The following is a 23,383-nucleotide window of genomic DNA, read 5'->3' on the forward strand; positions in this document are numbered from 1 at the left end:
GGCCGGGGTCTCGAGGGGAGGGCTGCGCCCGCTGCTCGATCAGCAGGAGGGCGCCGCTCAGGCCTCGACCCAGGTCCAGGTGCCGGCCGGGCCGTCGACCGAGACCTCGCCGCCGGTGCGCGTCACGGTGAAGACCGTCTCCTCCCCCGTGTCGTGCGCGACGACCCGGACCGGCGTCGCTCCGTCCGGTCCCGGGAACACCCTCAGCTCGAGCCCGTCGAGGTAGTCGTACTCGGCCGAGTCCTGGCGGGCCCCTACCGGGATCACCGCGCCCTCGCGCACGTACAGCGGCAGCGAGTCGAAGCCGTGGACCTCACGGCGCCACTCCCCCGTCGAGACGGTCCGCTCGCCCGTCCACCAGCTCGTCCACGTCCCGCGCGGGAGGTAGAACTCGACCGTGCCGTCCTCGGTGAACACCGGAGCGACGAGCAGGTCGTGCCCGAGCAGGTACTGCGTGTCGAGGTGGGCGGCGCTGCGGTCGTCCTCGAACTCGAGCGCCATCGGCCGCATGATCGGGACGCCGGTGCTCGCCGCCTCCGCCCCCGCCGCGAAGAGGTAGGGCATCAGCGAGAGCTTCAGCCGGGTGAAGAGCCGGGTGACCTCCACGGCCTCCTCGTCGAACGCCCACGGCACGCGCACCGAGGAGGATCCGTGCAGCCGCGAGTGCGAGGAGAGCAGGCCGAACGCGAGCCAGCGCTTGAACACTCCGGGATCGGGCGTGCCCTCGAAGCCGCCGATGTCGTGCGCCCAGAAGCCGAACCCGCCCAGCGCGAGCGAGAGGCCTCCGCGCAGGGTCTCGGCCATCGACACGTAGGAGGAGGTGTTGTCCCCGCCCCAGTGCACCGGCAGCGACTGCCCGCCGACCGTGGCGCTGCGGGCGAAGAGGACCGCGCGGCCCTCGCCGAGCTCCTGCTCGAGCACCTCGTGCACCGCGCGGTTGTAGAGCTGGGTGTACCAGTTGTGCATGGCCTCGGGGTCGGTCCCGTCGGCCCAGACGACGCCCTCCGACGGGATCCGCTCGCCGAAGTCGGTCTTGAAGGAGTCGACGCCCTGGCGCACGAGGACGCGGAGCTTCTCCTGGAACCAGGAGGTCGCCTCCGGATTCGTGAAGTCGATCAGCGCCATGCCGGCGACCCACATGTCCCACTGCCAGACGTCGCCGGACGCCGTTCTGAGCAGGTAGCCCTTCTCGCGCCCCTCGGCGAACAGCGGCGACGCCTGCGCGATGTACGGATTGATCCAGACGCAGGTGTGCAGCCCGCGCTCGTGCAGGCGGGCGAGGATCCCCTCCGGGTCCGGGAAGGTGCGCGGGTCCCACTCGAGGTCGGTCCACTGGAACTCGCGCATCCAGAAGCAGTCGAAGTGGAACGCCGACAGCGGCAGCTCCCGCTCCGCGAAGCCGTCGATGAAGGAGTTCACCGTCTCCTCGTCGTAGCTCGTGGTGAAGCTGGTCGTCAGCCAGAGCCCGTAGCTCCAGGCGGGCACGACGGAGGGGCGGCCCGCGAGACCGGTGTAGCGCCGCAGCACGTCCTTCTTCGTCGGGCCCTGGATCACCAGGTACTCCAGCGCCTCGCCGCCGACCGAGAACTGCACGCGCTCGACCGCCTCGGAGCCGATCTCGAACGACACGAGGCCGGGATCGTTCACGAGCACGCCGTAGCCGCGGCTGGAGAGGTAGAACGGGACGTTCTTGTAGGCCTGCTCCGAGGAGGTGCCGCCGTCGGCGTTCCACACATCCACGGTCTGGCCGTTCTTCACGAAGGGGCCGAAGCGCTCGCCGAGCCCGTAGACCAGCTCGCCGACGCCGAGGTCGAGCTGCTCGTGCAGGTAGGCGGCTCCGTCCGGTCCGGTCAGGTAGCCCTGCGCCTTGTGCCCGGAGCCGGTGAGGCGCGTGCCGGTCGAGGTGTCCCAGAACTCCAGCGACCACGGAGCGCCCTGCCTGATCCGGACCTCGAGGTCGCCGGTGCGCAGCACGCCGCCGGACTCCGTCACCTCCGCCGCTCCGACGTCGCCCCCGGCCAGCTCGAAGCCGGGCCGCACCGCCGTCCCGCGCCAGTGCTCGATCCGCACCCGCGCGACCCCCTCGGCCGGCGAGGACACCGTGACCGTGAGCGCCGGCCGGTTGAGGACGTCGCCGCGGCCCTGGATGACCCGGGTCGGGGCGATCACCTCGAGCGTGGTGCCGTCGGTGCGGATGTCGTACGCCTCCTGCGCGAACAGGGGCGTGAATCCGGCCCGCGTCTGCCAGAACCCGTCGGTGAACTTCATGGGGGTGCCTTTCGATGGCGCGCCGGCGGATCCCGCGAGGGAGGCGCCGACGGAGGGAGAGAGGGCTACTTGACCGCGCCGGCGGTGATGCCGCGGGTGAGGGTGCGCTGGAAGATCAGGAAGAAGATCAGCGTCGGGAGAAGGCCCAGGAGGGCGCTCGCGCTGGTCGTGGTGACGTCCATGATCTTGTCGCCCTGGAGGCTCGAGATCGCGATCGGGACGGTCTGCGTCGCGTCGCTCACCAGGAAGACCAGCGGGATGAGGAACTCGTTCCAGGTCCAGATGAAGAAGAAGATCATCAGCACCGAGAGGGTGGGCCGCGAGATCGGGACGATCACCCGGGTGAGGACCTGCCACTTCGAGGCGCCGTCGAGAGCCGCGGCCTCGAGGATCTCCTTCGGGAAGGTGCCGTAGACGCTCGAGAGCAGATAGGTGCCGAACGCCGACTGGATCACGGTGAAGATGACGATGACCGACAGCTGGGTGTCGTAGATCCCGACCGCTTTGAACATGTAGTACAGCGGGTACAGCAGGGCCTCCTGCGGGAGCATGTTCGCCAGCAGGAACAGGACGATGATCCAGCTCCGGCCGCGGACACGGCCGATGCCGATCGCGTAGGCGTTCAGCACCGAGAGGGCGACGGCGAGGATCGCGACCGACCCCGAGATGAGGATCGAGTTGCCGAGCTTCTCGGGGAAGTCGACGCGGCTCCAGAAGGTCGAGAGGCCGTCGAAGGAGAGGCCGGTCGGGAAGGCGAGCGGGCCGTTCGCCGAGTACTCCGCGGGGGTCTTGAAGGAGTTGAGCAGGATCAGCAGCACCGGGCTGATGATCACGAGCCCGATCACCACGGCGACGGCGAGGATCACCCAGTCGCCGAGGGTGCGCTTGGTCGTGCCCTTCGCGGGCTTGGCGGGACGGGAGGACGAGAGGTCCGCGTCCTGCGTGCCGGCCTGGGTGAGGGGCAGGGTCTCGATGGCCGACATCAGCGGGCTCCTTCGCTGCGCTCGACGCGCTCCTGGGCGCGGATGAACAGCACGGCGAGGATCACGATGACGATCGTGAGCGCGGTCGCGATGGTGGCGCCGTAGCCCACCTGCTGCTTCTGGAAGAACTCGGTGTACGAGTAGTAGGAGGGGACGATCGTGGAGTCGCCGGGGCCACCGCGGGTCAGGGCGTAGATCGGGCCGAAGACCTTCAGCGCGGCGATGGTGCAGGTCAGGGTGACCACGAAGATCTCGGGCCGGATGATCGAGACCGTGATCCAGCGGAAGCGCTGGAACCAGTTCGCGCCGTCGAGCTCCGCCGCCTCGTAGAGCTCGGGGTCCACGCGCTGCAGCGCCGCCATGAAGATGACGACCGGGTAGCCCAGCTGCACCCAGATCATCACGACCATGATCGAGAGCATCGCGGTGTCCGGCTTGCCGAGCCAGTCGTGCGAGAGGGAGCCGAGCCCGACGGCCTCGAGGATCGAGTTCAGCGCGCCGTTGTCGGGGCGGAGGATCCAGCCGATGACGATCGCGGCGATGACGGTCGGCAGGATCTGCGGGAGGTAGTAGGTGGCGCGGAGGAAGCTCGCCAGGCGCCCGCCGAACTTCTTGCCGACGAGATCGAAGAGGATCGCCGCGAGCAGGAGTCCGAGGATCGTGGGGACGATCACCATCGCGATGATCATGTAGACCGAGTTGAGGAACGAGGTCCAGAACTGGTCGTCGCCCATCAGCTCGATCCAGTTGTCGAGGCCGATGAAGATCGGCGGCTTGATGCCGCGCCAGGACGTGAAGCTGATGTAGACGTTCCAGATCAGCGGGATCAGCACGATGAACGTGAAGAGCACGAACCCGGGGATCAGGTAGAGCCAGTAGCCGCCGGAGCGCTTCTCGCGGGGCGGCGTCGTGGGAGGCGGCGCGCTCTCCGCGCGACGAGGTGCTGTCGTCGTCATGGGTACTCCTAGGTCGGACGGGGTCGTGGGTGTGCTGCCGCGGGATGCCGCTCCGGTACGGAGGCGACGGCGTGTCGCGTACCGGAGCGGCATCCAGCGGGGGGGGTGGAGGCTCGGCGGTGTTCGTGCGACCCCCTCGAGGGGTCGCCGTCACGTCCTCAGGTCTCCCGCGGCCGTTCCGCGCCTGCAGGCGCGGGGCCTGCCGCCGTGGCCGACATCACGTGACGCTTCCGCGTCACGTGATGTCGGCGACTCCGTCGTCGTACTTGGCCTGGAGGTCGGAGAGCATGGCGGACTCGTCGGAGGAGCCGTTGATGAGCTCCTGCGTGGCGGCGACCAGGTCGTCGTAGAAGGTCGCGGTGGGCCAGTCGGGGTAGAAGGAGAGCTGGTCGCCGTCGACGACCGTCTTCCACTGCGAGAGCAGCGCCTTGCTCTTCTCGTCGGTGATGGCGCTCTCGTCGACGACCAGCGGGATGCCTCCGTTGTTGCCGATGAGGTTCTGGATCTCGGGTCGCATCGTGATGTCGATCCACTTGTAGGCGAGGTCCTTGTTCTTCGCCGTCTCCGGGATCACCCAGTGGTTGCCGGCGGAGCCCATCGTGAACTCGGCGCCCGGGAAGAGGAACGTGTCCCACTCGAATCCGGTGATCTCGGTCTTGAAGCGGCCGAACCACCAGGAGCCCGAGAAGAAGATCGGGTACTCGCCCGAGATGAACGCCGTGCCCGCGTCCTCCGCCTTCAGCCCGGAGGCGTCGGCCGAGAAGTAGCCCTTGTCGACGTAGGTCTTCAGCTGGTCGGCCGCGTAGCTCCAGGCCGCGTCCTCGAAGTCGACCTCGCCCGTGTAGGTCTGGTAGTCGGTGATCCAGGAGCGGTCGGCCTTCAGCAGCGCGAGCTGGTAGAAGAGCTGCTGCAGCGGGTACTCGGCGCCGGCCTCGGCCAGCGGGGTGATCCCCTTGGCCACGAAGGCGTCGAGGACGGCCGTGAACTCCTCGTAGGTGGTGGGGACCTCGAGGCCGTTCGCGGCGAAGGCGTCCTTGTTGTAGTAGACGAAGGTGAACTCGCCGTAGTTGGGGATGCCGTACCAGGAGCCGGAGCCCATGATCCCGTTCTCGTCGTACTTCGCGGTGGTCTGCAGCGCGCCGGGGATCAGCGAGTCCCAGCCGTAGAACGCGACCGCCTCGTCGAGGTTGGTGAGCAGGCCCTGGCTCGAGAGGAGTCCGCTGGTCGCGTTGCCCTTGTTGTACTCGACGACGTCGGGTGCCGAGTTGGAGTTGAAGATCTGGCTGGCGCCGGTGCGCAGCTGCTCGAAGGCCTTGAACTCGTACGCGATCTCGGCCCCCGTCTCCTGGGTGAAGATGTCGCGGGCGGCGAGCCACGCGATGCCGCGGTCGCTGTCGGGCGTCTCGAAGTCCCAGAGGGTGAGGGTGCGGCCGGCGCCGTCGACCGTGGTCGAGAGCGCATCGGAGCCGGCGTCGGAGCCGCCACCGGAGCAGGCGGCCAGCGCGAACATCGCGCTGAGGCCGACTCCGCCGGCGAGGAGGTTGCGCCGGCTGAGACCGGCGGTCGGGCGGTGGAAGGCGGAGCGGGATCGGAGCGACATTGCGGTGGTTCTCCTTCGAACGGTGCGGTGGTGCTGCGGAGGTGGTGCAGGGAGCGCTCTCTCGCGGGGGCGTGCTGTCGAAGCGTTTCGACAGTGCGCAGAGCCGGAGCGGGCAGGAAGAGCATGGAGGACTAGAGGGAGGCCGGCGCGGGAGTGCCGGACGGGACCGCCGGCACCGGAGCGCCGGTCGGAGCGACCGCGAGGGATCCGCGGTCGACGTAGGAGGGCGGGAGCAGCTCGACGCCGACGGTGCGGCCGGAGTCGATCTGCTGGAGGGTCCGCGCGACGGCCGCTCGGCACATCGCGTCGAACGGGAGGGGAAGACTGCTGGTGGGGACAGGGAGGGCGCCGCCGTCGTAGCTGGCGCAGGCCGCCAGGATCGACAGGTCGCCGGGGACGGAGAGGCCGCGCTCGAGGACGCGCTCGATCGCCGCCTCCGCCACGGGCTCGTTGCAGTGCAGCACGAGCGCGGTGGGCGGGACGGGTGCGGCGAGGATCGCGTCGATCGCGGCCTGTGCGCTCGGGCGGCCGATGTGCGGGCGCTCGACCGCGATCTCGACTCCGAGCGCCGCAGCCTCGGCGCGGAACGCCTCGTCGAAGCGGCGGACGAAGCCGGCGTTGCGGTCGGTGTAGGACTGCGGGTGCTCGAGCAGGCCGAGCGAGCGGTGGCCCAGCTCGGCGAGCCGGCGGACGCTCTGGCGGGCGGCCTCGGCGAAGTCGAGGTCGACGCAGGCGAGATCGTGGGAGTCGGCGGGCACGCCGATGAAGGTGGCGGGGACCCCCGCCGCGCGGATCAGCTCGGCGCGGTCGTCGTCGTCGTCGACGCCCATCAGGACGATGCCGTCGACGAGCGAGGAGGAGGAGACGCGCCCGATGCCGCTGGAGGCCTCGTCGGTGACGAGCAGCAGGACGTCGTAGTCCGACTCCCGGGCGCGCTCGAGCACCTCGGTGACGAAGCGCATGTGGGTCGGCAGGTGCAGCTCGCCGCGCATCGGGGCGGAGAGGGCGAGGATGTGGGTCCGCGCCCCGGCGAGCATCCGGGCTCCCGCGTGGGGCCGGTAGCCGAGCTGGCGCACCGCGTCGTCGACGCGCTGCCGGGTGGAGGCGGCGATCGAGCGCTTGCCGGAGAGGGCGTAGGAGACGGTGCTGATCGAGACTCCGGCAGCGCGGGCCACGTCGTGGATGGTCGCCATGGCTCCTCCTGCCGGACGTCGTCGTCGGTCGCGGTCGGGCTTCGAAGCGCTTCGACCGGTCGTGCTGGAGCGACTGTACGCACAGTCGAAGCGCTTGCGCAAGCGATCCTCGCGACGACCTCCCCGGGCGCCGGCCCGCTCCGCGAGCGGTTCCGCGGCACGAACGGGCGGCACCCGCGATCGGCCGGAGGGCGACGCGCCGGGCCTTCCGCTCGTTGCGCCTCCCGACCCTCAGGGGATATGTTGGGCTCAACAACAATTCGGCGACGTCGCCGGAAAGGATTCGGATCCCATGTCCCTGACCCCCACCCGCGCCGACAAGTTCTCGTTCGGCCTCTGGACCATCGGCTACAACGGGACGGACCCGTTCGGCGGCCCGACCCGCGAGCCGCTCGACGTCGTCCACGCGGTCGAGAAGCTCGACGAGCTCGGCGCGTACGGCCTCACCTTCCACGACGACGACCTGTTCGCCTTCGGCTCCACCGACGCCGAGCGCCAGACCCAGATCGACCGCCTCAAGGGCGCGCTGGAGTCCACCGGCCTCATCGTGCCGATGGTCACCACCAACCTCTTCAGCGCCCCGGTCTTCAAGGACGGCGGCTTCACCTCGAACGACCGCGACGTCCGCCGCTTCGCGCTGCGCAAGGTCCTCCGCAACATCGACCTCGCCGCCGAGCTGGGCGCGAAGACCTTCGTCATGTGGGGCGGCCGCGAGGGCGCCGAGTACGACTCCGCCAAGGACATCCGCGCCGCGCTCGAGCGCTACCGCGAGGCCGTCAACCTGCTCGGCGACTACGTCACCGACAAGGGCTACGACATCCGCTTCGCCATCGAGCCCAAGCCGAACGAGCCCCGCGGCGACATCCTGCTGCCGACGCTCGGCCACGCGATCGCGTTCATCGACTCCCTCGAGCGCCCCGAGCTCGTCGGCGTGAACCCCGAGGTCGGCCACGAGCAGATGGCGGGCCTGAACTTCACCGCCGGCATCGCCCAGGCGCTGTACCACGGCAAGCTCTTCCACATCGACCTCAACGGCCAGCGCGGCATCAAGTACGACCAGGACCTGGTCTTCGGCCACGGCGACCTGCACAACGCGTTCTCGCTCGTCGACCTCCTCGAGAACGGCGGCCCCGGCGGCGTCCCGGCCTACGACGGCCCGCGCCACTTCGACTACAAGCCCTCGCGCACCGAGGACGAGACCGGAGTCTGGGACTCGGCCGCCGCGAACATGCGCACCTACCTGCTGCTCAAGGAGCGCGCCGCGGCCTTCCGCGCCGACCCCGAGGTGCAGGAGGCGCTGGCCGCCGCCAAGGTCGCCGAGCTCTCCACCCCGACGCTGAACGAGGGCGAGTCGTACGACGACCTGCTCGCGGACACCGCCTCGTACGAGTCGTTCGACGCCGACGCCTACCTCGGCGGCAAGGGCTTCGGCTTCGTGCGCCTGCAGCAGCTGGCCACCGAGCACCTGCTCGGCGCCCGCGGCTGACCCGCACCCCCTGAGCCCGCGGTCCGCCGCGGGACGACCTGAGACGGACGAGATCCCCTGCACCCGCACGGGGTCTCGTCCGTTCTCCTGCATCCGGCCCGGTTCCGCACCGGACGCCCGAACCCGCACCCCCCCAACGAAAGAGGACAGCGATGACGCTCGTCGCAGGGATCGACTCGTCGACCCAGAGCTGCAAGGTGGTCGTCCGCGACCTCGACACCGGCGCCGTGGTGCGCACCGGCCGGGCGAGCCACCCGGACGGCACCGAGGTCGATCCGGCCGCGTGGTGGGAGGCGCTGCAGCTCGCCCTCGCCGACGCCGGCGGGCTCGACGACGTCGCCGCGATCTCGGTCGGCGGCCAGCAGCACGGCATGGTCGTCCTCGACGAGAGCGGCGCCGTCATCCGCCCCGCTCTGCTCTGGAACGACACCCGCAGCGCGCCCGCCGCCGCCGCGCTCATCGAGGAGCTCGGAGCCGGGGCCTGGGCGGAGCGGACCGGATCGGTGCCGGTCGCCTCCTTCACCGCCACCAAGCTCCGCTGGCTGCGCGACGCCGAACCCGAGAACGCCGCCCGTGTCGCCGCCGTCGCGCTCCCCCACGACTGGCTGACCTGGCGCCTGCTCGGCTACGGCCCCGACTCCGCCCGCGGTCCGCAGCTCGACGCCCTCACGACCGACCGGTCCGACGCGTCCGGCACCTCGTACTGGGGAGCGGACGGCTACGACCTCGACCTGCTCGAGCGCGCCCTCGGCCACCGCCCGCTGCTCCCCCGCGTGCTCGGCCCCTCGGAGGAGGCGGGCCGCACCGAGAGCGGACTCGTCGTCGGCCCCGGCGCGGGCGACAACGCGGGCGCCGCGCTCGGCCTCGGCGCCGGCCCCGGCGACGTGGTCGTCAGCATCGGCACGAGCGGCACCGTCTTCGCCGTCACGGACGACCCGGTGCGCGACGCCTCCGGGACCGTCGCCGGCTTCGCCGACGCGAGCGGGCGCTTCCTGCCGCTGGTCGCGACGCTCAACGCCGCGCGCGTGCTGGCCTCGACCGCGACCCTGCTCGGCAGCGACTTCGACGAGTTCGCCGCACTGGCGCTCGAGGCGGAGCCGGGTGCCGACGGCCTCGTGCTGGTCCCCTACTTCGAGGGCGAGCGCACGCCGAACCTGCCGGACGCGACCGCGAGCCTGCACGGGATGACCATCGCCTCGACCACGCGACCGAACCTCGCCCGCGCGGCGATCGAGGGCATGCTCTGCGGACTGGCCGACGGCCTCGACGCCGTTCGCGCGCAGGGAGTGGAGGCGCGGCGCATCCTCCTCATCGGCGGAGCCGCGCAGAACCGCGCCGTGCAGCTCGCGGCCTCGCAGGTGTTCGACGTGCCCGTGCAGGTGCCGACGCCCGGCGAGTACGTGGCCGACGGTGCCGCCGTGCAGGCCGCCTGGGCGCTGACAGGATCGCGTCCGACGTGGACCGTCACCTCGGTGGCCGAGCCCGCGCCGGACCACCGCCCCGTGATCCGCGAGCAGTACGCGGCCGCCCGCGCCTGAGAATCCGGCCCCGGCCCTCTCCAGGGTCGGGGCCTCGCCGCAAGCCCCAGTGGACGGGGAGCGGAATCGCGCTACTCTCATTACTCAGCCAGCTGACTAATGGAGGAGCGACATGACCGCCACACGAACCCCCGACCGCGCCGACCGGATCCGCCAGGTCGTCGTCGCCGTGAGCGCGGTGCTCGCCCTCATCGGCTCGTTCATCGGCTCGGGCGCCGCGGGCGGCACGCAGATCCAGAACGCGGCCGGCGGCGCCCTGACCGCGTCCTCGACCCCCATCGCTCCCGACGGCCCCGCCTTCGCGATCTGGAGCGTCATCTACACCGGCCTCATCGCCTACGCGATCTGGCAGTTCCTGCCCTCGCAGACCGCCCGCACCCGCCACCGCCGGCTGGGCTACTGGGCCGCCGCCAGCCTCCTCCTGAACGCCGCGTGGATCCTGGTCGTCCAGGCCGGCTTCCTGACGCTCAGCGTCGTCGTGATCGCCCTGCTGCTCGCCGTGCTCGCGCGCATCTTCGTGATCCTGCGGACCACCCGGTCGGCCGGAGTGGTCGACGCGATCGTGACGGACGGCACCTTCGGGCTCTACCTCGGCTGGGTGTGCGTGGCCACGGCCGCGAACGTCACCGCCGGGCTCGTCGGCGCGGGAGTCGGCAGCGCGGACGGTCCGGGCGCCGCGGTCTGGGCGGTCGTCGTCCTCGCCGTCGCCGCGCTCGTCGGACTCCTGATCGCGGTCACCGGCCGCGGCCGCATCGCCCCGATGCTCTCGCTCGTCTGGGGACTCTCCTGGGTCGCCGTCGGCCGCTTCGCCGGCGAGCTCGTCTCGGTCCCCGCCGGGATCGCCGCGCTGGTCGCCGCCGCCGTGGTGCTGGTGGTCACCCTCCTGGTCCGCGCCACCGCGGGACGCCGGGTCAGCGCCGCCTGACCCTTGCGCGACGAAGGCCGAGAGGCCGGGACAGCCCTGGTCCGGGGCCGCCCGGCCTCTCGGCCTTCGTCGTGGTGGCGGATCAGGTGATCAGCGTGTCGACGTACTCCCGGTTCTCGTCCATCCACGCGGCGAGGGCGGCGGAGCGGTCGTCGGCCCCGTCGTTGAACAGCGCGTTCTCGAGCGAGTAGAGCGTCTTCGAGTCCATCCGGAAGTCGCGGATCCAGCGGCTCATCGTCGGGTAGTCCGCGTCGAACGCGGCCGAGCCGAAGGAGTGGATCCCCTCCGCCTGCCCGAGCAGGCCCTTCGGGTCCTCGAGGTCCTTGACCGGGAAGGCGTCGTAGGCCCAGTGCGGGCGCCAGAGCGTGACGGCGATGTTCTCGCCCGCGGCGGTCGCGCTCGAGAGCTCCTGGAGCATGGCCGGCGTCGACGAGGTGAGGTAGTCCATCCCCTCCAGGCCGTAGCCGGGGATGACGTCCTCGGTCGTCGTCTTGTTGAGACCGGAGCCGGGCTCGATGCCGATCAGGCGGTTCCCGACGACGCCCGGGTCGGCGGCGAGCTCCTCGAGGGAGTCGATCGGGGCGTCCTCGTTGACCGCGATGGTCAGCTTCGCCTCGTCGTTCCACGCGCCCAGGTCGACGATCGAGTCGCCGTACTGCTCGACGTACCGGGCGTGGGTGAGCGGCAGCCAGGTGTCGAGGGCGAGGTCGTAGTCGCCCGTCGAGAGGCCCTGGAAGCCGGGGGCGACGTCGGCGTTCTGCAGGGTCACGTCGTAGCCCTGCTCCTCGAGCACCGCCTCCCACAGAGCCGAGACGGCGATCCCCTCGTCCCAGCCCTGGAACACGGCGACGGTCACGTCGGTGCGGTCGCCGTTGTCGACGGAGGCGGCGGTGGCGGGAGCGGCGAGGGTCGCGGCTCCGAGGGACGCGACCAGGCCGATCGAGACGACGCCGACGGCCGAACGGGTCGCCACGACGGCGCGGCGGTTCTTCGCCCGGGCGACCCTCGCCGGCGAGGGCGAGCCCAGCGCGCCGGTCATCCGGTCGAGGACGACCGCGAGGATCACGACGGAGATGCCCGCCTCGAAGCCGAGCGCGACGTCGATCCGGTTGAGGCTCGCGACGACGTCGCCGCCCAGCCCTCCGGCGCCGACCATGCCCGCGATGACGACCATCGAGAGCGAGAGCATGATGACCTGGTTGAGGCCCGCCAGGATCGAGGGCAGCGCCAGCGGCAGCTGGATCTGGCGGAGGATCCGCCACTTCGAGGAGCCGAACGACTCCCCCGCCTCGACGAGCTCCGGGTCGACGCCGCGGATGCCCAGCTCGGTGAGCCGGACGCCCGGCGCCATCGCGAACACGATGGTCGCGACGATGCCCGGCACCACTCCGACCCGGAACAGGATCAGCGCGGGGATCAGGTAGACGAAGGCCGGCATCGTCTGCATCAGGTCGAGCACGGGCCGGATGACCGCGGAGGCCGTGCGGTTGCGCGCGGCGAGCACGCCCAGCGGCACGCTCAGCGCGATGGCGATCACGGAGGCGACGAGCACCAGCGCGAGGGAGTCCATCGCGTTCTCCCACTGGTCGACCCCCACGATCAGCAGGAGCCCCACGGCGGTGCCGGCCGCGAAGACCCACCCGCGGACGGCGTAGGCCAGTACGGCGAGGAAGGCGACGATCACCCAGAAGGGCGGCGTGGCGAGGACGAGGTCGACGCCGGAGTAGAGGGCGCCGAAGACGGTGCGCAGCAGGTCGAAGACCGGCTGGAAGGTCTGCGTGAGGACATCGACGGCACCCTCGGCGAGGGCGCCGAGCGGGAGGCGGAATCCGAGATCGGTCATCGTGCACCTCCGTCCGCCGCGAGGACGGCATCGTCGACGGGGCCTCCGGTCGCGTGCAGGGTCGCGGTGACGACCTCGGTCGAGACGGTGGCGGGCGGCTCGATCACCGGGTGCTCGCCGGTGCGGGCGGGCACGTTGCCGAGCGCCGCGAGCAGGGTCACCCGCGGGATCGCTCCGAGCAGACGCCCGTCGGCGTCGACCACGGCGACCGGCAGCGCCGACTCGACGGCGGGCTCGATGACCTCGCTGAGGGCGGTGTCCGGACCGACGGTGACGACGTCGGAGGTGAGGACCGCCGAGAGGTCGCCGGTGCTCCGGCGCACCTGCTCGATCACGTCGCGGTCGCGGACCGTGCCCAGCAGGCGGCGTCCGCCGCCGACCACGAACGCGGCCGAGGTCTGCAGGTCGCGCATGCTCCTCAGCGCGGCGCGGGGACCGGCCGCGAGGGTGACCACGGAGCGGGCGGGCTCCATCACGGCGGAGGCGGTGAGCACGCGGGCGCGGTCGACGTCCTGCACGAACTGGGCGACGTAGTCGTTCGCCGGGTCGGTGAGGATCTCCTCCGGGGTGCCGATCTGGACGATGCGGCCGTCGCGCATCACCGCGATGCGGTCGCCGAGGAACATGGCCTCGTTGAGGTCGTGCGTGATGAAGACGATGGTCTTGCCGAGCTCGTGCTGCAGCTCGATCAGCTGCTCCTGCATCTCGCGGCGGATCAGCGGGTCGAGTGCCGAGAACGCCTCGTCCATCAGCACGATGTCGGTGTCGGCGGCGAGCGCCCGGGCGAGGCCGACGCGCTGGCGCATGCCGCCGGAGAGCTCGTCGGGCATCTTCTCGTGCCAGCCGGCGAGACCGGCGCGCTCGACCGCGAGCAGGGCCCGCTCGCGGCGCTCGGCCGCGGGGACGCCCTGGATCTCGAGCGGGTACGCGACGTTGTCGAGCACGGTGCGGTGCGGGAGGAGCGCGAAGTGCTGGAACACCATCGACACCGACGAGCGGCGCACGCGGCGCAGCTCCGCTTCGGAGACGCCGGTGATGGTGGAGCCCTCGATCAGGACCTCGCCCGCGGAGGGCTCCTGGAGCCCGTTCAGCATGCGGATGAGGGTGGACTTCCCGGAGCCGGAGAGGCCCATCACGACGAAGATCTCGCCGCGGCGCACGGTGAAGGACGCGTCGATCACCGCGGCCGTGCCGAGTCCGGCGAGCTCGCCGCGGTCGGCGCCCTCGCCCAGTCGGCGGACGACCTCGTCGGGCTTCCGGCCGAACACCTTGAAGAGGTGGCGGGCCTCGAGAGCGGGGGTCGCGGGATCGGCGCCCGCCTCGCTCCGGGGCTCGCTGATGATCTGCTGGTTCTGGTGCACGTACACTCCGTCGGCGCGCAGGGACGACGCCCTGCGCTCATCTCGTGGTGCCGGGTCGGGAGCGTGGGACAGCCGTGCGTCGAGCCTCCGCGTGCGTCCCGCCGCTCAGCGCGGCAGGGGGTGGAGGCGAGAGCGTCCGAGGCGGCCTCGGGGCCGCCTCCACTCCCGTTGACCGTACGATCGCGGCGCGTCCTGGGGGACGCCGTGCGAGCGCGGACCGGTTCATCGGGGCCCTTGAGGACCGCCGACCACGGTAGCCGCCGAGCCGCCGAGGGGCAAACGTCGGACAATTGCGGGGGCGGGTCCAGGGGTGGTGATGAACCGATCGGCGCGAGCGAATGTGCTGGTCGGAACTGGTTTCCGGAGTGTTGCGCGATCGTTACCGTGATGGCGCGGCCGGCGGCGCTCGTTCCGGCCGGTCTCCATCCGCCGCTGCTCGACCGGCGAGGAGGCCCCGCAGCTCAGACGGTGGTCTCGCCCGCCGGGCCCGAGGGGGCCGCCGCGCCGACTCCGCTGACGGGCTCGCCCTGCCAGGACACGAGCGTCCACGCGTCGCCCGAGCCCTCGAGGACGACGACGCCGGTGTTGTCGAGCAGGTGGTCGGCGATGAAGCGCGCATCGAGGTCGAGGGAGCGCAGACCCGCCCAGCAGCGGATGGCCGCGCCGTGGCTGACCAGCGCGACGACCTCGTGCCCGAGCGCCTCCGCCTCCGCCACCACCGCGTCGTAGCGCGCCGCGAACTCGTCGCCCGTCTCGCCGCCCGCGAGCCGGATCGACGTCTCGCCGCCGGCCCAGCGGAAGACCGTGCCCATGTACTCCTCGACCGCCGCGTCGTCGCCGCGCATCTCGAGCCCCGCGGCCGCGACCTCGCGGATGCCGTCGCGCTCGATCGGCTCGAGCCCGAGCGCCGCGGCGAGAGGGGCGGCCGTCTCGTGGGTGCGGACCATCGTCGAGACGAGCAGCGCGCCGATCCCCTCGCCGGCGAGCCGACCGGGCAGCGCCGCGGCCTGGGTGCGGCCGAGGTCGGTGAGCCCGGGTCCGGGGATGCGGGTGTCGAGGAGCCCGGCGACGTTGGAGGGGGTCTGGCCGTGGCGGATCAGGAGGAGGCGCATCCGCCCACGCTAACCGCGGAGGCTGGGCTTCCGGGGGGGGGGCGCGGTCGCGCCCGGTCCCGCCGTTGTGCGACGAGTGCGGCGCTGTCACGATGTGCGGGGACGCTCCCGGACCGGGAGCCGCAGACGGACGGGACGGGCGGACATGGCCTCCGAAGACGGTTTCTCGAAGGACGAGCGCGCGGCGATGAAGCAGCGCGCGGCCGAGCTGCGGGCGGAGGCGAAGCGGCAGAAGAGCGCCGACAAGGCCGACGCCGACCGCAGGGACGCGGAGGCCGCGATCGCCGCGATGACCGACGAGGAGCGGCCGATCGCCCAGATGCTCCACGAGGTCGTCGGCGAGACCGCCCCCGATCTCCTCCCGAAGACCTGGTACGGCTTCCCCGCCTACGCGCGCTCGGACGGCAAGGCGATCGTCTTCTTCCAGCCCGGCGCGAAGTTCGGCACGCGCTACTCGACCCTCGGCTTCCAGGACGGCGCCCAGCTCGACGACGGCACGATCTGGCCGACCGCCTACGCGCTCGTCTCCGCCGACGCCGAGACGCGCGCCGCCGTCACCGAGCTGGTCCGCCGCGCGGCCGGAGCCTGACCCCGTGGCGCACGTCTACGACGAGATCGACGAGAGCCTCGCCTCCTGGATCCACGAGCAGCCGATGTGGTTCGTCGCCACCGCGCCCCTCGCCGCGGACGGGCACGTCAACATGTCGCCGCGCGGCCACGACTCGTTCTCGATCCTCGGCCCGCGGCGCGTCGGCTGGGTCGACTACACGGGCAGCGGAGTCGAGACGATCGCGCACCTGCGCGAGAACGGGCGCGTGTGCCTGATGTTCGCGTCGTTCGGACCGCGTCCGCGCATCGTCCGCCTGCACGGCACCGGCTCCGTGCACCTGCCCGGTTCGGAGGCGTTCGCCGAGGTCGCGGAGCAGCACCCCGATCACCCGAGCACCCGCGCGGTCGTCACCGTCGAGCTCACCCGCATCAGCGACGCGTGCGGCTGGGGCGTGCCGGTGATGGAGCCGGTCGGCGAGCGCGACCTGCTCCTCCTCCAGGCCGAGAAGAAGGGCCCCGACGGCATGGCCGAGTACCGCGCCACGCGGAACGCGGTCAGCATCGACGGGCTGCCGGGCTACCCGCTGGACTGAGCGGGCGGGAAGCGGCCGCAGCGCGGCGCGCACGAGCACGCCGACCGGCTCGAGCAGGGTCTCAGTGATGACGGCGAGCGGGTTCGACCCGGTCGGGCGGGAGTCGACGGAGAACCGAGTCCTCGTCATTCGTCAAGTCCTCGACCGCTGACCGCCGCTCAGCACGACCAGACGTGCATCACGGTCCGTCCCCCGTTCGGGAACCCCTGGTCGATCGACGTGTTCGTCGTCGGTGCGGGTCTGAAGCGGGCGCTCCTCGCGGGGACGATGACCGGCGGCCTCGTCGACGGGTACACCGCCGCCGTCTCAGGGAGATCGCACAGCGCGACGGGACCGGTTCGCGGAAGCACGCACGAGGACGCTTCGCACACGTCCCCAGGGGATGTACTCCTGGGACCAGTAGTCGGCCCGGATCTTCAGGAGGGGCCCTTCGACAGTGGAAGTCACGGAGATGGAGCGAGGGTCCCGGAGGGTTCCCGCGATGCGTGTCTGCGGGGTCGTTCCGCGCTCGCGCGACAACTGCTCGGGAGTCATCGTCTCGGGCGGGACGACCGCGAGCAGCCGCCGGCATCCACCGGAGGCGCATTCGACGGTCCCGCTGACGAGCTCGCTCCCCTGTGGACGGTCGATGGCCGAGGCCGCCGACCGCGCTGGTGAGGCTCATCCATGGGTCGGGACGAGAGCGAGCTCCGGGGAGCTCCGGCCGATCCAGGAGGGGCGGACGTGGAGCGCGACTGAGGCCTGCTCGATCGACGGTCGGATCGGACGGCGTCCCTACCATCGGCCCCGCAGAGATCCCCTGGCCGATCCGCCCGCCGCTACCCCCGCTCGTCGACGGCCCGGATCGAGAACAGCTCCTGCGGGGTGCAGTCGAGCGCGTCGCAGATGAGCGTCAGCGTCGTGAAGCGGATCGCGCGGGCGCGGTTGTTCTTGAGGATGGAGAGGTTCGCCATCGTGATGCCGGTGCGGGCCGAGAGGGCGGTGAGGGTCACGCCGCGCTCGGCCAGCACTGCTCCGAGGTGGCAGTCGATCCGGTGCCTCTCGTCGTCGGCGGGCTCAGACAACGCCGTCGACGTCCCGTTCGAGCTTCGCGCCGGCGCGGAACGCCGCCGTCAGGGCGAGGGCCACCACTCCGGCGAGCAGGACGGGGACGGGCCACTGCGGCAGGTTCGTCCCGATGGCCTGGTAGTCGCCGCCGAGGAAGGCGTCGCGCTGCTCGTCGGTCACCCGGCCGGCGGCGAAGAGCAGGCCGATGCCGGAGCTGAGGTACAGGCCGGCCGCGGTGTCGGCGAGGCCCTGCGCCACTCCTCCGATCAGCAGGGCGAGGCTCAGACGGCGCCAGTTCGCGAGGACGAAGGGGTCGAACGGGCGTCCGGCCGCGATGCCGCGGAGGACCCGCAGGAGGAAGACCGTGGCGAGGACGATCGTGACCGCCTGGAGGAGGCTCGGCAGCGCACCGAGCAGGCGGAGGGAGAGGGCGGCGTCGGCGAGCGTGGGCGCGGTGCCCTCGCGCGGCTCGGCCTGCAGCAGCTGCGGGAGGCTCCGGAGCGGGAGGCGGCCGTCCGCTCCCCCGAAGACCAGCAGGGTGCGCCCGGTGGTGACGGTCCAGGTCTGCAGGAGCGCGGTGAGCACGGAGAAGACCGCGACGATGAGCAGGACCGCCCTGGCCACCCGGAACACGCGCGGACGCTCCCGGACCGGTCCGCTGGGGATGACACTCGTCATGGCGTGCTCCTTATCGATCGTCGATGTTATCGAGTATCGATACTACGCACGCCGGTCCGGCGATGTCGACCCGCGGCGCCCGCCGACCACGGAGACGGCGGGAGGGGTGGTTGCCCGGGCGAGGAGCCCGATCTAGCGTGGAGGGATGTCGGATGCGAGGGAGCGCGCCGCCCGGTACCGGGCCGGCGCCGCGGGCGAGGAGGAGGCGGAGCAGCCCGCCCTGCCGGAGGATCCGCTCGAGCGGGCCGCGTTCGTCGAGACGGCGATCCAGCTCGCGATCCGCCGCGGCGACTTCGACGACCTGCCGGGATCGGGGAAGCCGCTTCCGGACCTGGGCGCGGCCCACGACCCGGACTGGTGGATCCGCCGCAAGATCGAGCGCGAGAACCTCACCGGGATCGGCCCGGCCGCCTTCCTCCTCCGCGCCGAGGACCGCGCGCTCGACGAGCGCCTCGACCGCTTGCACCGCGAGGAGGAGGTGCGCGCCGAGCTCGCCGACTTCAACACGCGGGTGATCGAGGCGCGCCGCCAGCTGCTGGGCGGGCCGCCCGTCGTCACCCCGCTCCGGGACGTCGACGAGGAGGTCGCCGCCTGGTCGCAGCGGCGCGCCGATCGCGCCGCCGCGGCCGAGGCCCGGGCGGCCGCCGAGCCGGAGCGGTCCCGCCGCTGGTGGTCGCGGCGGCGCTGACGTCCCCGGAAACCGGACAGACCTGCCCCTCTCACTGGGGTCCCGCCCCGGGAAACCGGGCGGGAGCGCGCCTCCGAATCATGCGTGCACATCAAGTCGACCGGAGTCCGCATGCTCACCGCCACCACCCCCGCACGCCTTACGAGGGCCCGCCCCTCGACCCTCGCCGCGCCGCCGCTCGCACTGCTCGAGCCCGACTCGGACCGGATGCTCGTCATCCGCGCCGCGGAGGGCGACGACCGCGCGTTCGCCACCATCGTCGGCCGCTACACCGGGCTGCTCCGCGCGACGGCCGCCCGCACCCTCCGCAGCAGCGCCGACGTCGACGACGTGGTACAGGAGACCTTCCTCGCGGCGTGGACCCACGTGGACAGCGTGATCGACGGCGAGACCATCGCCGGCTGGCTCGTCACGACCGCCCGCCGCCGCAGCGTCGATCGACTCCGCTCCAGCGTCTCGCGGCTGCGAGCCGAGCTGGACGACGAGTTCCCCGCCTCCGCTGCCGACGACCCGGAGCACGCCGCGCACTGCGGATCGCTCGCCGCCGACGCCAACCGGGTGCTCGCCGCGATGCCCCCGGCCCAGCGCCGCTGCTGGGAGCTGCGCCAGCTGGAGCAGTGCAGCTACGACGCGATCGCGCACGAGCTGGGCCTCTCGACCTCGACCGTCCGCGGGCTGCTCGCCCGCGCCCGCGGGACCCTCCGCACGGAACTCGCCCACTGGCGCTGATCCGCGCTGCGGATCTCGGCGCAGGCGACCAGGCGGGGGCCTTCAGCGGAGGAGGACCGGCCCCGCGCCGATCCGCACCCGGAACAGCGAGTACGGGTACGTCCGCAGATCCGTGCCGCCCTGGTAGTCGGCCTGGCGGTGCAGCTGGTTCGCAGTGACGTACAGGTGCTCGTCCGTCGCGATCGACATGGTGTCGGGCCAGAGCAGCCGCTCGTCGTGCACGATCGTCTCCATCGTGCCGTCGGTGCGACGGCGGACGATCGCGTTGTTCTCGTAGCTCGTGGCGTAGAAGCGGCCCAGCGCATCCGTCTCGAGGCCGTCCGCTCCCCCGCCCTTGTCGCCCTCGTCGACGACGGTCGCCGCGACGTCCTCGTCCGGCACCGACCGGTCGACCAGGGCCGCCGTCGCCACGCTGAACCAGCGGCGGGAGGCGAGCGGGCAGTACCAGAGGCGCTCGCCGTCGGCCGAGATCGCGATGCCGTCGGCGCCCATCGTCACCGGCTGCGGGTCGCCGTCGGCCGGGCGCTTCATCAGCACACGGCCCTCGGCCATCGGCACGAGCTCCGGAGGAGTGAGCGCCTTCGTGCTCGGGTGGTCGTGCAGGCGGCGCCAGGCGGTCCCCGCCTCGAGGTCGACGACGATGATCCCGTTCGGGCCGGAGTCGGCCGAGTCGGTGATGTAGGCGATGCCGCGCCGCAGATCGAAGCGCACGTCGTTGAGGTAGGTGGTCGGCAGGGCGACGTCCGACTCGAGGACGATCACCTGCTCGACGGTGTCGGTCGCCAGGTCGACGCGGACGAGCTTGGGGCCGCCCTTCTTCGTCGGCTCGAACATCGGGCTGCCGGTGTCGAGGATCCAGAGCCGGTCGGCCGGATCGACGACGATGCTCTGCACCGAGACGAGGGCGCCGGCGTCGTCGATTCCCGACGGCGTGTTCCAGGCCTCGTCCGGGTAGGGCACCGCCGCTCCGTCGACCAGCTCCACGACCGTGGCCGGGACCTCGTCTCCCCACTTCGGGAAGTTCACGAAGATCCGCCCGGTGTGCGAGACGCTGACGCCGGTGGGCATCGGCCCGCTGGTGAAGGCGTGCACGAGCTCCAGCTCGCCGAGCGGCTCGTCGACCGGGCGCGTGCCGCGGGTCTCGTCGGTCGGTCCCCAGAATCCCATGGTGCTCTCGCTGTCCTCCCGCCGGCGCGGGCTCGTGGCGGTCTCGGTGCCGGTCGGGTGCGGAGTCGGTGCCCGCCGCGACCGGTGCTCCTCATCCTGCGCGTCGGCGCCGGTCGGCGGGGAGGAGGTGGCGGAGGAGGCGGCGAGCGCCTAGCATCCGGCCGCCGCCGGCGACCCGGGAGCCGCGACCGAGGAGGCGGAGGAGGGCCGGCCCGCGTCCGACTGCGGCACGGCCTTCACGAAGGGGCTCAGCATCGGGACGCGGCAGTGCCCGGTGGAGCGGGTCGCCTCGGCGGCCGCTCCCGCAGCCCGCAGTGCACCGCCCCCCGCCGTCGCGCTCACCCGCTGGTCGGCGGGTCGACGGACCGCTGATCCGCCGGCCGTCCGCTTCCGGACATGACCGCTAGAGGGCGTTGCCACTGCGGCCGCTCACCTGCCACGGTCGCAGAGCGACCGACGACGGTCCACCGATCAGAAGGACCGAGGCCCGCCATGGACGACTCCTCTTCGACCGAGACCAGCACGAGCGAGATGACGCCCGAGGTGCTGGCCGCGTTCAGCGACGCCTGGACCCGCCACGACCTCGAAGCGCTGATGAGCCACATGACCGACGACTGCGTGTACGGCGCGTCCGTCGGCCCCGAGCCCGGCCGCACCTGGACGGGGAAGGAGCAGGTCCGCGAGGGGTTCGCGCTCATGCTCGCCTTCGACACCGGACAGGAGCGGCACGAGGAGGGGGCTCCCCTCATCGCCGGGACGCGCGGCGCGGCCACCTGGTCCTTCACCGGGACCGGCCCCGACGGCGGACCCCAGGTCACGCGGGGCTGCGACATCTACGAGTTCCGCGGCGGGAGGATCGCCCGCAAGGACGCGTTCCGGAAGGTCTACCGGGCGGACGAGGAGTAGTCCAGGTCGGCCTCCCTCGCGCAGCGGAGCCGGAGCGGCGTCCTCGTACCGGGTGGCCCCGCGCCTCCCCGATCGCGCAGACTGGCTCGATGGCAGCGGCGTCGGCACCGGTCGGATGGGGACGTCTGCCCGCCGTCTCGTGGCTGATGGTGCGCGCCTTCACGCGCCACCGCGTCCTCGCCGTCCTGGCCTTCCCGACGGCGCTGCTCTCGCTCACGCCCTCCGTGATCCGCCGCGCCGCCCACGAGACGGCCGACCGGAACGGGCTGGTCGTGTTCGGGCGCTACCGGCCTGTCGCCGACGCCCTGGTGAGCATCGCCGTCACCGTCCCGGTCGTCCTGCTGGCCGTGGTGGCGGCCGTGTGGGTCGCGCTCTCGGGGCTGCTCGGCGCGGTCCTGGTCCTCGCGGCGCTCCTCGGCGGAGCCGTGGGGGCGGGGGCCCTGCTGGTCGGGACCCCCCTCACCGCGGCCGTCGGCGCGGAGACGCCTCCCGGGCGGCGGTGGACGGTGATGGCGCTCTCGCAGCGACCCGGGACCCGCCTGTCGGCGCTGCTCGCGACGAGGGAGCTGCTGGCCACGGTCCCCGCGGGAGGAGTCGTCGTGGCGGTCGCCGCCGACGAGCGGCTGGCGGACAGCTACTCGCGCCTCGGCTTCTCCCGGGGACGGGGCCTGCGGGTCTTCCAGCAGGTCTGAGGGGCACCTCATCGCCGGACGGAGGCCACCGGCGGCTCGATACGGTGGGGATCGTGCAGTGCGGCTGAGGCCTTCCCGATCCCCGTCGCTCCGTCCCGCTCCCTCCGGCCCGCTCAGGCACGATCGAAAGGCTCCCCGTGTCCGCACTCCTCCCCCTGCAGGGCAGGACCGCTCTCGTCACCGGCGTCTCGCGGCGGCGCGGCATCGGATTCGCCGTCGCCGCGAAGCTCGCCTCCCTCGGCGCGCACCTCGTCGTCCACCACCACCGCCCTCACGATCTCGACCTCCCCTGGGGAGGCGACGACCTCCATGCGGTCCGGTCCGAGCTGCGCGCGCACCTCGCGGAGGGCGCGCGGTTCGCCGACGTCGCCGCGGACCTGGCCGATCCCTCCACGATCCCCGGTCTGATCGCCACCGCAGCCGACCTCACCGGGAGCCTGGACGTCCTCGTCTGCAACCACGCGAAGAGCGGCGATGACGGCAGCATCCTCGACATGACGCCCGAGCGGCTCACCGCGTTCTGGGACGTCAACACCCGCTCCACCCTCCTGCTCACCGCGGAGTTCGCGCGGCTCCGGGCACCGCGCACCGACGGACCCCGCCGGCCCGGCGACCGGATCGTCGGGGCCGGGCCCTACGCCCGGGCGCAGGGACACGTGTTCTGGATGACGTCCGGCCAGATCCACGGCGCGATGCGCGGAGAGGTCGCCTACGCCGCGAGCAAGGCCGCACTCGCCGGCGTCACCGCCACGGTCGCCGCCGAGCTCCTGGAGCTCGGGATCGTGCTCAACACGATCGATCCCGGTCCGGTGAACACGGGATACCTGGACCCGGAGACCACCGACCGGTCACTCGAGGACCTCGAGGAGTACGTCGCGAGCACGCCCTTCGGCCGGGTCGGCACGCCGGCGGACCCCGCGGAGCTGATCGCGTGGCTGGCCACTTCGGCGGGCAGCTGGGTCGTCGGGCAGGTGCTCACGACCGACGGCGGGTTCAGCCTGTGACCGGAGCGGCGGGGAGCCGTCCGGCGACGACGACCGGCGCGGCCGGGCCCGGGGATGATGGGCGC

The 23,383-nt window shown here is 72.2% G+C and carries 21 protein-coding genes; 10 read left to right on the top strand and 11 right to left on the bottom strand.

Features of this window, described 5'->3' with window-relative positions:
* Positions 1–57: 57 nt before the first annotated feature.
* The 5 genes from yicI to C5D66_RS09730 form a co-directional block, all read right to left on the bottom strand.
* Complete coding sequence (gene yicI / locus C5D66_RS09710; RefSeq protein WP_104256490.1) at positions 58–2,268, bottom strand: alpha-xylosidase; 2,211 nt, start codon at positions 2,266–2,268, stop codon at positions 58–60.
* 65 nt (positions 2,269–2,333) lie between these two features.
* Positions 2,334–3,251, bottom strand: a complete 918-nt coding sequence (locus tag C5D66_RS09715) for a carbohydrate ABC transporter permease (protein WP_104256489.1) — start codon at positions 3,249–3,251, stop codon at positions 2,334–2,336.
* Positions 3,251–4,207, bottom strand: a complete 957-nt coding sequence (locus C5D66_RS09720; RefSeq protein WP_104224874.1) for a carbohydrate ABC transporter permease — start codon at positions 4,205–4,207, stop codon at positions 3,251–3,253. The genes C5D66_RS09715 and C5D66_RS09720 overlap by 1 nt, the downstream gene beginning before the upstream one ends.
* A gap of 235 nt (positions 4,208–4,442) precedes the next feature.
* A complete protein-coding gene (locus C5D66_RS09725) occupies positions 4,443–5,807 on the bottom strand; it encodes an ABC transporter substrate-binding protein (protein ID WP_258060612.1) in 1,365 nt (454 codons plus the stop codon).
* Between the two features lie 131 nt (positions 5,808–5,938).
* Positions 5,939–7,000, bottom strand: coding sequence for a LacI family DNA-binding transcriptional regulator (locus tag C5D66_RS09730; protein WP_104227356.1), 1,062 nt, complete (start codon positions 6,998–7,000; stop codon positions 5,939–5,941).
* A gap of 292 nt (positions 7,001–7,292) precedes the next feature.
* On the opposite strand from C5D66_RS09730, the gene xylA reads away from it, so the two are divergent.
* The 3 genes from xylA to C5D66_RS09745 all read left to right on the top strand — a co-directional run bounded on the left by xylA (position 7,293) and on the right by C5D66_RS09745 (position 10,949).
* Positions 7,293–8,486 carry a xylose isomerase gene (gene xylA, locus C5D66_RS09735; protein ID WP_104224876.1) on the top strand — a complete coding sequence of 398 codons (1,194 nt, stop codon included), beginning with the start codon at positions 7,293–7,295 and terminating at the stop codon, positions 8,484–8,486.
* Between the two features lie 152 nt (positions 8,487–8,638).
* Entirely contained in the window at positions 8,639–10,024 is a 1,386-nt protein-coding gene (xylB, locus tag C5D66_RS09740) for a xylulokinase (protein ID WP_104227358.1), read from the top strand.
* A gap of 112 nt (positions 10,025–10,136) precedes the next feature.
* A complete protein-coding gene (locus tag C5D66_RS09745; protein ID WP_104224878.1) occupies positions 10,137–10,949 on the top strand; it encodes a tryptophan-rich sensory protein in 813 nt (270 codons plus the stop codon).
* A gap of 82 nt (positions 10,950–11,031) precedes the next feature.
* Here C5D66_RS09745 and C5D66_RS17595 read toward each other — a convergent pair whose 3' ends face one another.
* The 3 genes from C5D66_RS17595 to C5D66_RS09760 form a co-directional block, all read right to left on the bottom strand.
* Positions 11,032–12,792 carry an ABC transporter permease/substrate binding protein gene (locus C5D66_RS17595; protein WP_104248115.1) on the bottom strand — a complete coding sequence of 587 codons (1,761 nt, stop codon included), beginning with the start codon at positions 12,790–12,792 and terminating at the stop codon, positions 11,032–11,034.
* Positions 12,789–14,153, bottom strand: coding sequence for a glycine betaine/L-proline ABC transporter ATP-binding protein (locus tag C5D66_RS09755; protein WP_374952941.1), 1,365 nt, complete (start codon positions 14,151–14,153; stop codon positions 12,789–12,791). Before C5D66_RS09755 ends, C5D66_RS17595 begins: the two co-directional genes overlap by 4 nt.
* Before the next feature lie 461 nt (positions 14,154–14,614).
* Entirely contained in the window at positions 14,615–15,265 is a 651-nt protein-coding gene (locus C5D66_RS09760; protein WP_104224880.1) for a histidine phosphatase family protein, read from the bottom strand.
* A 145-nt stretch (positions 15,266–15,410) separates the two neighbouring features.
* Here C5D66_RS09760 and C5D66_RS09765 point away from each other — a divergent pair, with 145 nt between their 5' ends.
* Complete coding sequence (locus tag C5D66_RS09765; RefSeq protein ID WP_104224881.1) at positions 15,411–15,854, top strand: hypothetical protein; 444 nt, start codon at positions 15,411–15,413, stop codon at positions 15,852–15,854.
* Positions 15,855–15,858: 4 nt separating this feature from the next.
* Positions 15,859–16,407 (top strand): pyridoxamine 5'-phosphate oxidase family protein, encoded by a 549-nt coding sequence (locus C5D66_RS09770; RefSeq protein ID WP_104256488.1) that lies wholly within the window; start codon positions 15,859–15,861, stop codon positions 16,405–16,407.
* A gap of 818 nt (positions 16,408–17,225) precedes the next feature.
* Here the strand turns inward: C5D66_RS09770 and C5D66_RS09775 are convergent.
* Positions 17,226–17,471, bottom strand: coding sequence for a helix-turn-helix transcriptional regulator (locus C5D66_RS09775; protein WP_104224883.1), 246 nt, complete (start codon positions 17,469–17,471; stop codon positions 17,226–17,228).
* The gene (locus tag C5D66_RS09780; protein WP_104227364.1) at positions 17,464–18,132 is read right to left on the bottom strand and encodes a hypothetical protein; all 669 of its coding nucleotides are present in this window, start codon (positions 18,130–18,132) and stop codon (positions 17,464–17,466) included. Before C5D66_RS09780 ends, C5D66_RS09775 begins: the two co-directional genes overlap by 8 nt.
* Positions 18,133–18,277: 145 nt before the next feature.
* On the opposite strand from C5D66_RS09780, the gene C5D66_RS09785 reads away from it, so the two are divergent.
* Together C5D66_RS09785 and C5D66_RS09790 are read left to right on the top strand one after the other, a co-directional pair.
* Positions 18,278–18,820 carry a DUF1992 domain-containing protein gene (locus tag C5D66_RS09785; protein WP_104256487.1) on the top strand — a complete coding sequence of 181 codons (543 nt, stop codon included), beginning with the start codon at positions 18,278–18,280 and terminating at the stop codon, positions 18,818–18,820.
* Between the two features lie 84 nt (positions 18,821–18,904).
* Positions 18,905–19,549, top strand: coding sequence for an RNA polymerase sigma factor (locus C5D66_RS09790; protein WP_104256486.1), 645 nt, complete (start codon positions 18,905–18,907; stop codon positions 19,547–19,549).
* Positions 19,550–19,591: 42 nt separating this feature from the next.
* Here C5D66_RS09790 and C5D66_RS09795 read toward each other — a convergent pair whose 3' ends face one another.
* Positions 19,592–20,716 (bottom strand): L-dopachrome tautomerase-related protein, encoded by a 1,125-nt coding sequence (locus tag C5D66_RS09795; RefSeq protein ID WP_104256485.1) that lies wholly within the window; start codon positions 20,714–20,716, stop codon positions 19,592–19,594.
* A gap of 492 nt (positions 20,717–21,208) precedes the next feature.
* On the opposite strand from C5D66_RS09795, the gene C5D66_RS09805 reads away from it, so the two are divergent.
* From C5D66_RS09805 to C5D66_RS09815, 3 genes are all read left to right on the top strand, one after another.
* Positions 21,209–21,622: a nuclear transport factor 2 family protein gene (locus C5D66_RS09805; protein ID WP_219812314.1), complete on the top strand. Its 414-nt coding sequence runs from the start codon at positions 21,209–21,211 to the stop codon at positions 21,620–21,622.
* Positions 21,623–21,711: 89 nt separating this feature from the next.
* Positions 21,712–22,314 (top strand): hypothetical protein, encoded by a 603-nt coding sequence (locus C5D66_RS09810; RefSeq protein WP_146079346.1) that lies wholly within the window; start codon positions 21,712–21,714, stop codon positions 22,312–22,314.
* A 137-nt stretch (positions 22,315–22,451) separates the two neighbouring features.
* Positions 22,452–23,318, top strand: a complete 867-nt coding sequence (locus tag C5D66_RS09815; RefSeq protein WP_258061530.1) for an SDR family oxidoreductase — start codon at positions 22,452–22,454, stop codon at positions 23,316–23,318.
* Positions 23,319–23,383: the final 65 nt, after the last annotated feature.

Source organism: Rathayibacter sp. AY1B4 (assembly GCF_002932815.1).
Classification (GTDB): domain Bacteria; phylum Actinomycetota; class Actinomycetes; order Actinomycetales; family Microbacteriaceae; genus Rathayibacter.